Annotated in this window: 14 protein-coding genes; 6 read left to right on the plus strand and 8 right to left on the minus strand. The window is 65.1% G+C overall.

Annotated features, from left to right (window positions below; all coding sequences use genetic code 11):
- The first annotated feature begins 28 nt into the window (after positions 1-28).
- Both AWC25_RS17355 and AWC25_RS17360 read left to right on the plus strand, forming a co-directional pair.
- On the plus strand, positions 29-469 hold the full coding sequence (locus AWC25_RS17355; protein ID WP_276049129.1) for a flavin reductase family protein: 441 nt from the start codon (positions 29-31) through the stop codon (positions 467-469).
- A gap of 3 nt (positions 470-472) precedes the next feature.
- Positions 473-1,219 (plus strand): pyrimidine reductase family protein, encoded by a 747-nt coding sequence (locus AWC25_RS17360; RefSeq protein WP_232327044.1) that lies wholly within the window; start codon positions 473-475, stop codon positions 1,217-1,219.
- Positions 1,220-1,222: 3 nt separating this feature from the next.
- Here the strand turns inward: AWC25_RS17360 and AWC25_RS17365 are convergent, their stop codons facing one another.
- Positions 1,223-1,708 (minus strand): SRPBCC family protein, encoded by a 486-nt coding sequence (locus AWC25_RS17365; protein WP_069400628.1) that lies wholly within the window; start codon positions 1,706-1,708, stop codon positions 1,223-1,225.
- Positions 1,709-1,993: 285 nt separating this feature from the next.
- On the opposite strand from AWC25_RS17365, the gene AWC25_RS17370 reads away from it, so the two are divergent.
- Positions 1,994-2,335 (plus strand): hypothetical protein, encoded by a 342-nt coding sequence (locus AWC25_RS17370; protein WP_069400629.1) that lies wholly within the window; start codon positions 1,994-1,996, stop codon positions 2,333-2,335.
- Between the two features lie 125 nt (positions 2,336-2,460).
- The gene (locus tag AWC25_RS17375; RefSeq protein ID WP_085167170.1) at positions 2,461-4,266 is read left to right on the plus strand and encodes a serine/threonine protein kinase PknE; all 1,806 of its coding nucleotides are present in this window, start codon (positions 2,461-2,463) and stop codon (positions 4,264-4,266) included.
- A 12-nt stretch (positions 4,267-4,278) separates the two neighbouring features.
- Here AWC25_RS17375 and AWC25_RS17380 read toward each other — a convergent pair whose 3' ends face one another.
- The 3 genes from AWC25_RS17380 to AWC25_RS17390 form a co-directional block, all read right to left on the minus strand.
- Positions 4,279-5,424 (minus strand): hypothetical protein, encoded by a 1,146-nt coding sequence (locus AWC25_RS17380; protein WP_069400631.1) that lies wholly within the window; start codon positions 5,422-5,424, stop codon positions 4,279-4,281.
- A 96-nt stretch (positions 5,425-5,520) separates the two neighbouring features.
- Positions 5,521-7,698 (minus strand): glutamine synthetase III family protein, encoded by a 2,178-nt coding sequence (locus tag AWC25_RS17385; protein WP_069400632.1) that lies wholly within the window; start codon positions 7,696-7,698, stop codon positions 5,521-5,523.
- A gap of 154 nt (positions 7,699-7,852) precedes the next feature.
- On the minus strand, positions 7,853-8,548 hold the full coding sequence (locus AWC25_RS17390) for a rhomboid-like protein (RefSeq protein WP_069400653.1): 696 nt from the start codon (positions 8,546-8,548) through the stop codon (positions 7,853-7,855).
- A gap of 295 nt (positions 8,549-8,843) precedes the next feature.
- Here AWC25_RS17390 and AWC25_RS17395 point away from each other — a divergent pair, with 295 nt between their 5' ends.
- The gene (locus AWC25_RS17395) at positions 8,844-9,509 is read left to right on the plus strand and encodes a cysteine peptidase family C39 domain-containing protein (protein WP_069400633.1); all 666 of its coding nucleotides are present in this window, start codon (positions 8,844-8,846) and stop codon (positions 9,507-9,509) included.
- Between the two features lie 374 nt (positions 9,510-9,883).
- Here the strand turns inward: AWC25_RS17395 and AWC25_RS17400 are convergent, their stop codons facing one another.
- The gene (locus tag AWC25_RS17400) at positions 9,884-10,642 is read right to left on the minus strand and encodes a class I SAM-dependent methyltransferase (protein ID WP_069400654.1); all 759 of its coding nucleotides are present in this window, start codon (positions 10,640-10,642) and stop codon (positions 9,884-9,886) included.
- Between the two features lie 185 nt (positions 10,643-10,827).
- On the opposite strand from AWC25_RS17400, the gene AWC25_RS17405 reads away from it, so the two are divergent.
- Positions 10,828-11,523, plus strand: coding sequence for a DUF899 domain-containing protein (locus tag AWC25_RS17405; protein WP_069400634.1), 696 nt, complete (start codon positions 10,828-10,830; stop codon positions 11,521-11,523).
- Here the strand turns inward: AWC25_RS17405 and AWC25_RS17410 are convergent.
- The 3 genes from AWC25_RS17410 to AWC25_RS17420 are packed head-to-tail and all read right to left on the minus strand — an operon-like array spanning position 11,502 to position 15,728.
- Positions 11,502-12,545, minus strand: a complete 1,044-nt coding sequence (locus AWC25_RS17410) for an epoxyqueuosine reductase (RefSeq protein ID WP_069400635.1) — start codon at positions 12,543-12,545, stop codon at positions 11,502-11,504. The two genes, AWC25_RS17405 and AWC25_RS17410, sit on opposite strands and share 22 nt — an antisense overlap.
- Before the next feature lie 21 nt (positions 12,546-12,566).
- A complete protein-coding gene (locus AWC25_RS17415; RefSeq protein WP_069400636.1) occupies positions 12,567-14,240 on the minus strand; it encodes a tetratricopeptide repeat protein in 1,674 nt (557 codons plus the stop codon).
- 24 nt (positions 14,241-14,264) lie between these two features.
- A complete protein-coding gene (locus AWC25_RS17420) occupies positions 14,265-15,728 on the minus strand; it encodes an MFS transporter (RefSeq protein WP_061555545.1) in 1,464 nt (487 codons plus the stop codon).
- Positions 15,729-15,780: the final 52 nt, after the last annotated feature.

Consider the following 15,780-nt stretch of genomic DNA (forward strand, 5'->3'; position numbering starts at 1 on the left):
GAAATTGGTGGCGCTGCTCAACTATCCGATGTTCGTCGTCACCACGCAGGCCAACGGCACCGCGGCCGGCTGCCTGGTGGGCTTCGCCTGCCAGGCGAGCATCCGTCCACCGCGATTCCTGGTCGGCCTGTCGACGCAAAACCACACGTACCGGGTGGCCGCCCAGGCCACCCATTTGGCCGTACACGTGTTCGACGTCGAACACATCGATGTCGTCGAGTTCTTCGGCAGCCACACCGGTGACCGGACCGACAAGTTCGCCCGATGCCGCTGGCATGTCGGTCCCGCCCAGCTGCCCATCCTCGAGGACGCGGCCGCCTGGTTCGTCGGGAAAATCGTGGACCGGTTCTCCCTCGGTGATCACGTCGGGCACCTGCTCCAACCCCTGGACGGCGACCCGCCAGCAGAACTGGAGCAGTGGGTGTCCTTCGGTGATGTCCGCACCCTCGAACCGGGCCACGAGGCCTGACCGATGACAACCTCTGATCGCTGCCACCAGCAGAACAGCATGGTCCGTGTGGGCACCGTCTCCGGCATCGACGAGCTTGCGTCGTTCTACGCGGAGCCGCCGGAAGGGGTGCGCGCCAACATGATCTACAGCGCCGACGGCGCCGCCGCGTTCGGGGGCCGCACCGGGCCGCTGTCGTCGCAAACCGATCGCGAGCTGCTGCGGATCCTGCGAGGATTCGCCGACGTGGTTCTGGTCGGCGCCGCGACCGCGCGCGCCGAGAATTACGGGCCGGTGCAACTCAGCGACTCCCAACATGCCGCACGCCGGCGGGGCGGAAAGCTCAAGCCGCCGCCGGTCGCGGTGATCAGCCGGACAGCTGAGCTTCCCACCAGGCTCGTCAGCGACCCGAGCCAACCGCCGCTATTGGTCACCAGCGCCGAGACCGCGGCGCGCCATGACCGCACCGGCAACCCACGCTGCGGCGTGCTGGTGGCCGGTGAGCGTTCCGTCGATGTCGCGACGGCCGTTGCGCTGCTGCGCAGCCACGGATTGTCACGCGTGCTCTGTGAGGGCGGTCCGACACTGCTCGACGAACTGGTGGCTGCCGACGCGGTTCAGGAGGTGTGCGTGACGCTGGCGCCCAAGCTCGCCGCCAGTCAGCCGATCGGTCACCGGCAGCAGCCCTCGTCGCTGGCTTTACCGGCCACGCTGCGACTCGAACACGCGTTGGTCCACGACGACTATCTGTTCTTGAAGTACTGCCGCTGACCGCTACACCCGCGGATAGCCGCGGCGAACGGTGCGATCGAAGATTCCGAGCGTCGCGCGCAGTGCGTTCTCGGACAGCACCGGGAAAATCTTGGCCTCCCGCCAGGCCGGGTCGATCTGCGACCAGTCGTAGAACGAGGTGACCACGCTGGCGGCGGGATCGTCGGTCGGCGTGAGCGCAAAGCCGTAGACGTGCCCGATCTGCGGGCGTAGCCGACCGAGCACCGTCCAGGCAATCAGCCGGTCCGGGTCGAACTCCGTGATCTGTACCGTGACGTCGTATTTACCCAGTTGCGGATAGTCGTTGAGTGCTTCGCGGTCCATGTGCACGACGAACTCGTCGCCGACGGCGGCGACCGGATCCCCGTCCGCATCCTGCAGCATGCCGGTGGAGTCGATGGCGACATGGCCTTGCGGGTCACAGAGCAGCCGGAAAATGTCGTGCGCCGCGGCCGAGATCGTGCGCTGGGCTTCGATGCGTTCGCTCATGTGTCCTCCAGTTGGGCTTACTGTATGACGTTCGCGCCGGCGGATGTCCGAAACCGGAAGGCTCGCAACGGTTGCCTGGGCGCAGCGGAGTCCGGGCGCGGGCCGGTTCAAATGGCGCCCCACACCGTGCTGTGCCACGGTGGAGTGATGCGGCAGTTTCCGGGCGAGGTCGGGGTGGCGACACGATGACCCTGGGTCGAACACCCGTCGAACCGGCTGTGCGCCATTGCCTTCAGGCCGCCGTCAGCCGCTTGCGCGTGCGTGGGGAGGAGGACCGTCGACCCGGTGAGCGATTCACATGACGATGAGAGCTACCGCAATATCGCGGTGAACGGATTGCGGCCCAATGAACTTCGCTGGGCGCTCAACCATGATGCCGTGCATGGCATTGCATACGCTTTCAAAAATCCCGTCGCAGTGGCCAATTCCAGCGACGATCCCGACGACGACCGGCTGACTTATCTGGTGCGAATCAAACGCACGGATTTGGCCGCGGCGCTGAGCAACATCAGCGCATGGATTGGCCAAAACCCCGGCAAGACGGGCCTGCATGCCTACGGTTTCCTGCGAGCGCTATCCAGGGAGGGCCTGACCGAGCCCAGAACGGGCGACGAGGAACGCCGCTAACCGGACGTTGCCGCCGCCCGAGGCATTTTTGGCCCGGGAATTGAATCATTCGGCATTCTTTCTTTTCACCATGCCCCTGGCTGGCCCAAACTATTAGCCTTATGCCTGGTACGGAGGAGTCGGCAATGGGTGACACCGCGGGTTCGCGGGAGGGCTCACAATTCGGGCCCTACCTTTTGCGGCGGCTGATGGGCCGCGGCGGGATGGGCGACGTCTACGAGGCCGAGGACACGGTACGGGAGCGCATCGTTGCGCTGAAGCTGATGTCGCAGGCGCTGTCCAGCGATCGCGTCTTCCGCACCCGCATGCAGCGCGAGGCCCGCACCGCGGGGCGGCTGCAGGAGCCCCACGTCGTACCCATCCATGACTACGGGGAGATCGACGGGCAACTCTATGTCGACATGCGCCTGATCGACGGCCTGGATGCGGCCACCATCCTGAGTCGCTACGGGCCGCTGTCGCCGCCGCGGACGGTGGCCATCGTGCGCCAAATCGCCTCCGCGCTGGACGCCGCGCACGCTGCCGGCGTGACGCATCGCGACGTCAAACCGGAGAACATCCTGATCAGCAAGGACGATTTCGCGTACCTGGTGGACTTCGGCATCGCCAGCGCCACCTCCGACGAGAAGCTGACACAGTTCGGCACCACGGTGGGAACCTTCAAATACATGGCGCCGGAACGGTTCAGCGACGGTGACGTGACCTACCGAGCCGACATCTACGCGCTGGCCTGCGTCCTGTACGAATGCCTGACCGGATCTCCGCCGTACCAGGGCGATCAGGTCAGCGTGATGAGCGCACACCTCCATCAGCCGATCCCCCGGTCCAGCGTGGCGCGGCCCGGCATCCCGGCCGCGTTCGACCGGGTGATCGCGCGCGGCATGGCCAAGGATCCGTTGGATCGTTATCCCACTTGCGGCGATCTCTCCGCGGCGGCGTACGCCGCGCTGGCCACTCCCGATCAAGACCGGGCCACGGACATATTGCAGCGCAGTCAGGCCGAGCTGCCGGCCGCCTACGCCGGGCAGTCCCCGGCCAATTTCGCCTCCGCGCCACCCGCCATGGCGGGTCCGTCGCCGGGCCCGGGGTGGCCCGCATCGCTCACCGGGTCCCCCCTACCACCGAGTGGAGCCATCCCGCAGCCGACGGGCTGGCCCGGTACTCATGGCTGGGGCACCGCAGATGCGGCGAGCACCGTGACTCCCCCGTGGGGCCAGCCCGCACCCCGTCGGGTGCGTAACGCCTGGTTGTTCGTCGGCTTGGCGGCGTTCGTGGTCGTGGCGCTGGTCAGCGCCGTTCTCGTCGTCGCCCAGCCGTGGCGCTCGTCGGGACGGTCGGGGTCGACGACGGCACCACCGGCCGCGGACGCGGTCGAACTCCGCATCCTCGACGACGGTGTGATGGTGGGCAGCTCGACCGCGCCCGTCACTGTCGACATTTTCAACGAACCCATCTGCCCGCCGTGTGGCAGCTTCATCCGCTCCAACGCCGGTGACATCGAAACCGCGATCACCAACAAGAAACTCGCGGTGCGCTATCACCTGCTGAATTTTCTCGACGACAAGTCGCACAGCAAAAACTATTCGACCCGTGCCGTCGCCGCGACGTACTGCGTCGCGGCGCAAAACGACCCGAAAATCTACCTCGCCTTCTATTCCGGCCTGTTCGCCAGCAACTTCCAGCCACAAGAGGGCGCGCCCGAGGATCGCACCGACGGTGAATTGGCACAACTGGCCAAGACCACCGGCGCCGACGCCACCGTGATCAACTGCATCAAAGCGGGCGACGACGTCGCCACCGCCAAGGCGAAGGCCGAGGCCGGCGACACGTCGCTGGCGGGCCTCAACGCCACCGGCACACCGTTCGTCTGGGACGGCAGCAAAGCGGTGAACTACCAGGACGCGACCTGGCTCACCAAGCTCCTCGGGTAGCGTGGGCGGCGATCACTGCGCCAACGACCGCACCGGTACGCACTCGGTCGGGTTCGGCGACATCCGGGCCGAAAGTCGTTGCAGGATCACGAACGGATCGCTGCTGGAGAGGTCCAGCGCGGCAAAGCCGCCCGCGTCGGCACGCACGCTGACCAGACATGGCCGCTGCGATTCGCCGGTGCTCGGGTCGATCGTTTCGATAACGCCGTCGAAGATCACCACATCGAAGCAACGCGTGTCGTCGACCGCGAATGCGGTGGCCAGGGCCAGCACAGTGAGCTGGGCAATGATGCTGGCGTACAACGCCTTTACCTGCCCAGCCGGTCGCGCGGTCGCAACGACGGTGTCGCGCGCCTTGACGTGCCGGTAGGCCTTGACCTTCGGGACGACATCGGCGCCCGGCAGCTGATATTCGACCGTCAACTGGCGCCGGGGCTGCGAATAGCTGACGGTCACGGCGGGAACGATGTTGGGCGGCAACGGGATTGCCGCCAGCGCGGTTTCTACCCGGCCCGCCACGTCGGCATTGTGCGCCGCGCCGCGGGGTATGGTCACGTCGCCCGCCAGCCACCCCAGTCCCGCGCGGAGCAGCTGGCGCAGCGCGGCCACCCGGGATGCGATGTTCGCGTTCTGCCGCTCCACCTGGGCGGCGATGCCGTCGAGGTCGTAAATTTCCCGGTCCAGGACAACGTCTTTGGGCCATCGGCTGCGTTGCCACTCACGCCGGCGCGTGGTCTCGGCGGCGCGTTCCCTCGCTTCGGCGAGCTGCATCGCCGTATAGAGCGCCTTTGTTGTCTCGAGCTCTTTGCGCCGCTGTTGGTCGCGCACCGGATGCCGGAGCCGGGCGAGCTGGTACTGATGGCGCACCTGAGCCAGCTGGTGCTGGGCGTCGGCCACCCCATAGTAGTGCGGCGGCGGCACGAAGTCCGCGAGTTGCGGCAACGGCTCGACGACCTGCAGGTAGTGGATGCGCATTTCGCAGGCGGCACGGTCCTGGCGCGCCTTGGTGACGGTGTAGTAGGTCTGCAGCATCCGGCAGGCCGTTTTCCAGTTCTCAGTGGTCGGTGCCGAGCGCGACGGACACCGCCACAGATTCCAGAGCGCTTGGTAGGCCGCCAGCTCCGCGGCCCGTCGCTCGCGGTCGTCGAATGACGCCATGCTCTCCCCTGACCGGACTACCTCCGTAATTGAAACCTAACCGGTCGGGGCGAGGCATGCAGCATGGCCGTTCCCACAGGAATATCCGCACCGGCTTCAGAGAATGTAAAGCATCTCCTGGTAGGTCGGTAGCGGCCACAAATCGTCGGCGACAACGGTTTCGAGCGCGTCCACGGCGGCGCGGACGGCGTCCATCGCTGGCAGCAGGGACTTCTGGGCATGGGTGGCCTCATCCAGTGCTGACTGCGCCGAGTGCTTGGACAGGGCCGCCGACAAGGTCGTTAGCGCCGCGGAGAGATCGTTCAGCGGCCCCGAAACGGCTTCCAGGGCAGCTGTACTGGGCTCGATACCGGCCGCTTTCATGGTGGCAACATTCTGTGCGAGCTCGGTTTGATAGCGGATCGCGGCGGGCAGGACGACCGTCGTCCCGATTTCCAGCGCCAACTTCGCCTCGACCCCGATGGTCAGCGCGTACTGCTCCAACCGGACTTCATAGCGGCTGTGCAGCTCACGTTCGTTGAACACGTCGTACTTGGTGAACAGCTCGACCGCCTCCGGCTTGATCAGCTCCGGAATGGCGTCCAGCGTCGTCTTCAGGTTCGGCAGGCCGCGCTCGGCCGCCTCGATCTGCCAGTTCTCCGAGTATCCGTCCCCGTTGAACACCACCGCGCCGTGTTCGGTGATGACCTCGGTGAGCAGCTTCTGCACCGCCTTGTCGAAGTCTTCGCCATCGGCGACGGCCTGCTCGAGAGCCGTGGCCATGTAGTCGAAGGAGTCGGCCATGATCGTGTTGAGCACGATCATCGGGACCGCTACCGTCTGGCCCGAGCCCGGTGCACGGAACTCGAACCGGTTACCGGTGAAGGCGAAGGGGCTGGTCCGGTTGCGGTCGCCCGCGTCGGTCGGAAGCGGGGGCAGCGTGTCTACCCCGATGATCATGGTGCCCTTGCCCTTTGACGAGGTGGCTTGCCCCTTCGCGATTTGCTCGAATACGTCGGCGAGTTGTTCGCCGAGGAAGATCGAAATGATCGCGGGCGGCGCTTCGTTGGCGCCCAGCCGGTGGTCGTTGGTCGCCGACGCGACCGACACTCGAAGCAGCCCGGCGAACTTGTGTACCGCCCGGATGACGGCCGCGCAGAACACCAAGAATTGTGCGTTCTCATGCGGGGTGTCGCCCGGGACCAGCAGCGAACCCAGCTCCGCGTTGCCCACCGAGAAGTTGACGTGCTTGCCCGATCCGTTCACGCCCGCAAACGGCTTCTCGTGGAACAGGCATTCCATGCCGTGCTTTTTGGCCACCGTTTTGAAGATCGTCATCAGCAGTTGCTGGTGGTCGGAGGCGATGTTGGCCCGCTCGAACATCGGCGCGACCTCGAACTGACCGGGTGCGACCTCGTTGTGCCGGGTCTTGGCCGGGATGCCGAGCTTGAATAGCTCCCGCTCGGTGTCCATCATGAAGCCCAGGACACGTTCAGGCACCGCGCCGAAGTAGTGATCGTCGAACTCCTGGCCTTTCGGCGGCTTGGCGCCGAACACCGTGCGGCCGGCGTTGATCAGGTCCGGCCGCGCCAGAAAAAAGTGCCGGTCCACCAGGAAGTATTCCTGCTCCGGCCCGCAGAACGACACCACCTTGTTGAGGTCTTTGTGGCCGAACAGCGTCAGGATTCGCTCGGCGTGGATCCCCATGGCCTGCTGGCTGCGCAGCAAGGGGGTCTTGTAATCCAGCGCTTCCCCGGTCATCGACACGAAAACCGTTGGAATGCAGAGCGTGTTGCCGTTCGGGTTTTCCAAAACGTAGGCCGGGCTAGTGACATCCCAGCCGGTGTATCCGCGTGCCTCAAAGGTGCTCCGCAACCCGCCGGACGGAAAACTCGACGCGTCGGGCTCCCCCTGTATCAGGGTCTTGCCAGCGAACTCGGCCAGTGTCTGTCCGTCGGAGATGGGCTCGAGAAAACTGTCGTGCTTTTCGGCGGTCAAACCGGTCATCGGGTAGAACACGTGGGCGTAGTGGGTGGCGCCCTTCTCCAGCGCCCAGTCCTTCATAGCGACCGCGACCGTATCGGCGACCGCGGGGTCGAGTTTGGCGCCCTTCTCAATGGTGGCAATGACGGACTTGTACACGGATTTCGGCAGCCGCCGTTGCATTTCGGCTTTGGTGAAGACGTTCGAGCCGAAGACCTCGCCGGGTGTCTCTCCGGCCACGAAACTGACGGCCGGGGGGACGTATGATTCGACGTTGTTGATCGCCTGCAGGCGGACTGCGTTACCGCTCAATGGAGTTCCTCTCGCTGGGCACACGTTGCGGACATCAGGGGCCTTCGCGGGCGGAAGGCGGGACCGCCCCACCTTAGGAACTTTCGATGGCAAACTTGTTACATGCGCATCAACGGTGCGATTTTCGCGTTGCGAGCATGCAACGGCCGGCTTGTCAGCTACGTCGTCGCAGCACGGCCCCCAGCAGGGCCGGGCTCAGCGGGCGAGCGGTGCGCCGTCGGGTCGCCGGGTAGAAGCAGAGCCCGACGAGGAGCGCGGTGAAGTGACCGATCGCCGTGAAGTTCAGCACGGTGAAGTTCATCGTCAACAGCGGGAATCCGAAGATGATCAGCAGCGCACCAAGATAGCCCCAACGCCACGGCGTAGCAATGTGGTACACCAGCACCGCCGCCACCCCGGCAAGGAAGTAACTCACCCCGATGTCACGCGCATGCACCAGACGCTCCGGCGCCTGATTCTGCTCGATCGCCAGGTACAGGATGCCTTCGCTGAGGTAGGTCGCCACCACATGGGCGGTCAGTCCAACTGCCAGCCAACGCACCCGGCCAAGCCAGTGTTCTGCGGGTGCGAGGATCAACGTAAAGAACACAAGGTAGGGCAGCAGGTTCTTGCCGTCGATCCACAACAGGCTCGAGACCAGGACGCTGATCGGGTCCGTACTCAAGTGGTAGATATCGGTGGAGTGCCGCAGGAGTAGCCAATGCCGCTGCCGTCCGGTGAGTCCGTCCTGGATGATCGTCGTGATGAGCAGCACGGACAGCCAGCCGTAGGTGAGCGGCGCCGTCCTGATGAATCGCCATATCACCAGGGCTGTTGAAGATAGTTTCGCCTGTACCGATGATTCAGCCATGAGCTCGATCATGGCAGTATTTCGGTTGCGGCCAAAGACAATTCGGCTTTTCGCAATGGGATTCGGCACGGTGAACCGCCGCTGCCACCTGGGGTGGACCGGCGGACAAGGGACAACGATTACCCAAACGGCTGCGCCCCCGCGGCGAGCGGGTCCGTCTCAAGACGGCAACATCTGTGCGTGTTACGCCGTGCTTCGCGCAAAGTTCGGCGTTTAATGCTCCCAAGAGGGCGACTCCCGACCCTTTTCTCAATACAGCAGCGTGCCGCCGCCGCGGCTCGAGAAAAGGATGCCCATGAAGCGCACCACGACTGCCATCGTCGCGGTGGTGGTGCGCGGCGTCGCCGTCATTCTCGCGGCCGCCGCGTCCGCCTCGCTCATCCTGGCCACTGTGGTCCACGCCGCCCCCGGCCCGCCGGTCCCCGACGCCGACCACGAGGCGGGCATGTACGGGGACCCCGCGGCCGCCGCGCCCTTCTGGCGCCAACAACATGCGTCGGACTGCGGAGAGATGGCCGTGGCCGATGTCGTCGGCGAAATCACCGGGCACCAGCCGGCTGAGCAGCAGATCACCCTGCTGGCCGGAAAACTGCCAAACGCAACGGGTTCCGGACCGATTTGGCACCCGCCGGGCAATACCGACATCAGGGACCTACCGCTGCTGCTGTGGCACTACTGGATCAGGGCCGACAACATCCAAACGGACATCGCTGCGGTGCAAAGGGATCTGGCTCAGCGACGCAAGGTGATCGCCCTGGTGAACGCCGAGACCATCTGGAATCGGCCGGGCAACCGCAACATCGGAAACCACTTTGTGGTCGTCACCGGCGTCGACACCAGGGCCGGGGTGGTGCATCTCAACGACAGCGGCATCTCGGCCGGCCGCGACGAGCAGGTTCCCCAAGCCGTGTTCGAGCAGGCCTGGGCGCCGAACTACCGGTCCGCCGTGGTGACGAGGTGACCGAAAGTCGGCTCAGGTCAGGGTTTTCGTCGCCGTCAGCTCCACGGGAGCCGATCCGCGACCGGTGGCAAGACTGCAGGACGGGGCCAGCGGCGGGCCGTAGGCAGCGGCGCCGCACTCACATTCCCAGCAGATGTGCCGGCCGCACGAACAGGGAATTGTCGCCACGATCATATGTCCCGGCAGCAGCCAGTGACCACGTGCACACCGTTGTGGTGGTCTGTCCATCCATTGCGTGCGCGGGCGGCACGCCGGCGCGTCGACATGAACACTCACGAGCACCACCCTCCCATTGGCTGCCGGAGCCGACCAGGGTGATGGGCGAATCGTTATGGACTCGTTGACCGTGTCGTTGTCCGCGGGTTCGCGGCCGGTCAGTCCTTTTCCAGGGTCACCTGGGTGACATCAATCTGGCCGGTGCGGAACGCGTTGGCCCGACCGGTCAGGAAGTGCAGGTATCGCTGGTAGACCTCTTCGGAATGCCTCGCGATGGCCTCGTCCTTGTGCGCCTCCAACGCCTCGGTCCACAGGTCGAGCGTCTTGGCGTAATGCGGCTGCAGCGTCTCGCGCAGGGTCAGGGTGAAACCCGCTTGTTCCGCCCGCTGTTCGACCGGAGCCGGGGTCGGCACTTCGGTGACGGTGTGCAGAAACATGACGCCGTCGTCGGGTAGCACGGCGTAGGCCATTTCGAAGAGGTCGTCGTAACGCCCGTGCTCGAACGCCCCGATCGAGACGATTCGGTCGACGGGCTCGGCGAACTGTTCCCAGCCCTGCAGCATCACCCACTTGCTGCGCTGGGTGTCCATCTCGTCGAATGACTGCTGTACGTAAGCGGCCTGGTCGCTGGACGATGTCAGCCCCACCACGTTGACGTCGTATTTCTCGATCGCGCGCCGCATCGTGGTTCCCCAGCCGCAGTCGACGTCGAGCAGCGTCATGCCCGGCTGTAGATCCAGCGACGCCAGCGCCAAATCGATCTTGGCGAGTTGGGCTTCTTCCAGCGTCATGTCGTCGCGCTCGAAATATGCGCAACTGTAAATCTGAGTCCGATCGAGGAACAACCGGAAGAAATCGTCGGACAGGTCGTAACGAACTTGCGCGTCGTCAACCCTCGGAATCATCTCCTGAGTCATGAATTCTTGCCTTTCTGGACCCAGGGCCCCCCCGCATGACTTCTCAAGTCTGCACATAGTTGCCCGGGGCCGCATGCGGCAAACCCGATTCGAAGGAAGTTCTCAGCATCGGGCTAGTGTCCCGGCGATGAATTTCCGGCCGCCCGCGAGTCAGACCAGCAAGTCAACATTGAGGAGCGGATCTCATGTCACCGAGTCCTGCGGCCCTGCCGCCGATCGTCGATCACCACACCTGGCGCACCCAACTCGACCAGTTGCGCACCCGAGAGAAGGCGGCGACGCGCGAACTCGATGCGATCGCCGCGCAGCGGCGCCGCCTGCCGATGGTCGAGTTGCCCGATTACACGCTCGTCGGGCCCGACGGACCCATCCGCCTGGTGGAGGTGTTCGGCGGGCGATCCCAGCTCATCACCTACCACCACATGTGGTCGGACGGCGCCGAGTGGCAGTGCGCCGGGTGCACCGGCTTCACGTCGCAGTTCACCCGGCTGGAGTTCCTCGAGAACTACGACGCCCGCTTCGTCATCGTGACCAACGGGCCGATTGAGGACGCGCTCGCCTACCGGCGCAAGGTCGGCAATCGGATGCAGTGGTATTCGTCGGCGCAGAGCCCGTTCGGGACGGACATGGACGCGCCACCGGGCGGCGGCTTTGCGGTCAACGTGTTCCTGCGCGACGGTGACACGGTGTATCGGACCTGGCACACCAACGGGCGGGGCACCGAGCAACTCAGTCACTCATTCGGGCTCATCGACGTGTTGCCGTGGGGTCGGCAAGAGCAGTGGTTGGACTCGCCCGAGGGCTGGCCGTCGCGGCCCACCTACTCGGGGTGGCTGGACTCCCCCGCCATCGCCCGCGCCTACGGAGTCGCGGAGGGCTGAGGCCGTCCACCGTCGACTACCCTGACCCGCTTGTGCGGATAGCGACGCTCCGCGTACTCCTTCGCTTTGGAGTTCGGCAACACGTAGAGCGTTTCCTTCTTGTCCTGCAACGGTTTGAGCACCAAGTCCAGGAAGCTTTTCCGGTTGTCCAAATAGGGCTCGATGACATCCTCGCCGGCGGGGCAGACGGCCAGACAGTAGGCGGCCTTGTAGTTCGGCTTGAACGACAGGCTCTGCCACATCGATGCATTTTCGGAATCGGTTACCCGCAAACGGAACTCGGCTGCGTCGGTACTATCGGCCACGGTCTGCACCCAGTCGGTGAAGCCGCCCATGAACTCGCGGTAGTTGTGTGTCGAACAGGCCAGCCAGTCGAAGCTGCCGTCCTTGCCGATCGCCCCGACCGGGCACGCCGCGACGCACAGCTTGCACTCCAGACACGGACTGTAATCCAATGGCTGGCCGTAGCGACTGATCGGGGCGTCGACCAGGATGGTGCCGAGCAGGATGAAATTGCCGAACTTAGGGTGAATCACGTTGCGGTGGATTCCCATTACGCCGAGGCCGGCCGCCACGGCCACCGGCTTGTGCGCGACCACCCAGATACGGCCCGGGTAGTTGTCCATCTCCATCGGGAAGGTGGCAGACGGGTTCAGGGCTCGGTAACCGGCGTCTTGCAGTCGGCGAACGACGCGGTGGGCTGTCTCGTTGAGCAGCTCACCGCTGCGGTGGAACTCCTGGTTGGCGACGCTGCGGGCGGTAGATCGGATGTTGTCGCGGTTCATCTTGACCACCAGCGAGATGTAGCTCTTGGTTCCGGGCAACGCCGCCTCGACATGCTCGACCTCCGAGGCGAGTTCGGGGTCGTCCACCCGGGCGAACGCCACGTCGTCGGCGCCGGCGTCCAGGCAGATCTCGCGCAGCCAGTCGGCGTCGAGAATGCCGGGCCGGCGCGGTTGCCGTCCGCGCACCGTACGCACCGTCGGATGCTGCGCTAATCGGCCGGGAAGTTTGTCGCCCATGCTGGGTATATTACACAATACTTAGAGCACGGGGCCGAATCTGCAGGCACAGGACGCAGTGATGGGGACGTCGGCGCGCGCTTGCGCCAGCACCAGTTGCTGCTCGATGATCGCGGCTTCAGCGGTGCGGCCAAGGCGGCGCAAACATTCGTGGTAGCCGTGCAGGCTCCAGACGTTGCCGGGATGTTGACAGCTTCGCCGGACGGCCGGATCAAGACCCAGATCGGCCGCATAGACCTGGGCCGCTTCACTCACCCGCCCCTGTTCGAGCAGCAGCGCGCCGTAGGCGTGGCGGGTCGGCTGCATCCAGCCCCACGGCTCGTCGTACGGCAGGGCGTCGTCGAGTTCCACCGCGCGGGCCAAATGGTCGAATGCGGTGTCGAAATCTCCTCGGCGGTAGGCGATTTCACCGTCGATCATCGCTGCGGCGACCGCGAGGATGTCACGACTGGTGTTGTTGAACAAATACCGCGAGGCCGGGATGCGAGCATAAGCCTCGGCGAAGGCTTGCCGCTCGGCATCTGCGCGCGACAGTTGGCCCGAGGCCGCATAGGCGACGGCGCGGCCATAGTGCACCGTGGTCGCCGTGGTGCAGTACAGATCCGGGTCGGCGGGCAGCGGCGCGGCGATCAAATCAGCCCACCGCCCGAAGCGGATGAGAACATGCACCCGCAGCGGCACGAATGCTTCCAGCCAGTCGGCCATCGGGGGCGAATCGATCAACAGCACCGCCGGCGTGAGTTGCGCGGCCAGCTCATCGGCGGCCGCGAGCGCGACTCGAGACTGTCCGGAAAACATCGCCGCGTACACCACGAAGTGCAAGTCGTGTGCTCGGTAGGCGGAGTAAAAGTTCAGTGCCCCTTCGCGTTCCAGGAACTTGCGATCCGCGCGCACTGCCGCCAGGTTCGAGACCACCGCACTGCGGTAATCGCCGCACAGTACGTCGATATGGGTCGGCATGTGTTCGAGGTGACCGGCGTCCGGCACCAGCCCGCGAAGCAGATCGGCCGCGGGCAGCGCAACCTCGGGATGTGTCGATAACTCCATCGTGTGCAGATAGAGATGCAGGATGCCGGGGTGAGCTTGCCCGGCGGGAGTCGCTAGCGCGGTCTCGAGGAGCTGTTTGGCCTCGAGGACACGAGAGCCGGGAGCCGGCTCGCCGGTGTCGGTATCCCAAAGGGCCCAGGCCGTCACGTTGACCAGCGCATCCGCGGTCAAGGCCGCGACGTCCACGTCGTGCGGGTACGTCGAGGCCAACGTTGACATCGAGTCGGCGTACGCGGCTTGACCCGCGGCCAGCGCCGCGGTGTCCCCGGCGTCCGCGGTGGGAAACCGAGCGGCAAGTGCGTCGATCAGACCCCGTTCGAGGGCCGTGGCACGGCCTCGGCGGGCGAGCCGAAGTTCCGCGCGAGCCCGGGTCAGCGATGCGGCAAGGTCGGCGGGATCAAAGGCATCCCAGGCCTTGTTGTAATTCGGCCCGACCGAATACGCGATGCCCCAGCGTGCGATGGCCAGATCGGGGTCCAGCTGGAGCGCCTTGTCAAAGCAGCGCACCGCCTCTTCATGATTGAACGCGTACGCCCACACCATGCCTCGGTCGAACCATATTTGGGCGTGCGCCGAAGGTGTGTCGACGGCCCGATGGTAAGCCCCAAGGTTGTAATACGAGTCGACGTCGCCCAGCGGTAGCGTCACGCCGCCGACGATAGTCCCAACCAGCTAGCCGTCGTTGTCGGCGTCGGCCACCGTCAACGGCAGTGCCAGATCCTCCAGGGCGCGTTGCTCGGCGGCGATGCCGAGCCACAGTTCGACTAGGCCCGCGACCGCCATCACGATCGCCCCGATCAAAAACGACCACAACACCTGGCCACGTTCGCCGGAATTGATCAGCTCGCCGAACAGGACGGGCCCGGTGATACCGCCGATCGCCGTGCCCACCGCGTAGAAGAACGCGATCGCCAGCGCCCGGGTCTCCATCGGGAAGATCTCGCTGACGGTCAGGTAGGCCGCGCTCGCGCCCGCCGACGCCAGAAAGAACGCCGCCGCCAACACGACGATGAACGTCCACACACCGCCGGTCTGGTTCACGAACAACACACCAAGCACGACCGCAATGGCCGCGGAGCCGAGGTAGGTCATCGTGATCATCGGTTTGCGACCGACGGTGTCGAAGAGCCTCCCGAGGACCAGCGGGCCGAAGAAATTGCTCAACGCCCACAGAATGAAAAAGACCGGCACCGTTCCCGAAGCGACGCCGTAAAACCTGCTCAACAGGGTGCCCAGATTGAACGTCACGCCGTTGTAGAGGAACGCCTGGCCGATGAACAAAGCGAGCCCGAGAATTGCGCGCTTCGGATAAAGCTTGAATGCCACCTGAGCGATCTCTACGAACGAAATCGTTTCGCGCTGACGAATTTTCAGCGGTTGTCCGTGCGGCTCAGGCAGCGACTGACCGGTCTCCCGCTCGACGTCGCCTTCGATGTCCGCGACGATCTGCTCGGCTTCCTGGTCACGACCGTGAATGAACAGCCACCGTGGGCTTTCCGGGACGTTACGTCGGACCAGCAACAGGAAGATGCCGAAGATGGCACCGATGCCGAACGCTAGGCGCCACCCGATGTTCGGAGGGAAATTCGAGGTGTCCAGCAGCACCAACGCGCCAGCCGCTCCCGCGGCCGAGCCGAGCCAGTAGGTGCCGTTGATGATCAGGTCGACGCGTCCGCGCACCCGCGCCGGAATCAACTCGTCGATCGCGGAATTGATGGCGGCGTATTCGCCCCCGATGCCGGCGCCGGTGAAAAACCGGGCGACGAAGAAATACCAGGGCGCGAAGGCGAATGCGGTCGCCACGGTGGCGACTAGGTAGACCGCCAGGGTCAGGATGAACAAGTTGCGTCGCCCGAACCGATCCGTGAGGTGACCGAAAACCAACGCACCCAGGCAGGCGCCGGTGATGTAGATCGCCGCGGCATAGCCGATCTGCGCGGGATCGAGTTCGATGCCGCTGCCCTGCTCAGTAAGGCGTGCCGAGACGTTGCCGACCATGGTGACCTCGAGTCCGTCGAGAACCCACACACCGCCGAGACCCACGACGACGCGCCAGTGGAACCGCGACCAGGGCAGCCGGTCCAGCCGCGCCGGTACGTGCGTCGTGATGGTCTTCGTGTGTGCGCGTGAGCTCATGCCGTCTCCTCCTCGGTGGGTACAGAGTTACCCGCCGCCCGGTTTCAGCAAG

The sequence above is a fragment of the Mycobacterium sherrisii genome, from assembly GCF_002102355.1.
GTDB classification, from domain to species: Bacteria; Actinomycetota; Actinomycetes; order Mycobacteriales; family Mycobacteriaceae; genus Mycobacterium; species Mycobacterium sherrisii.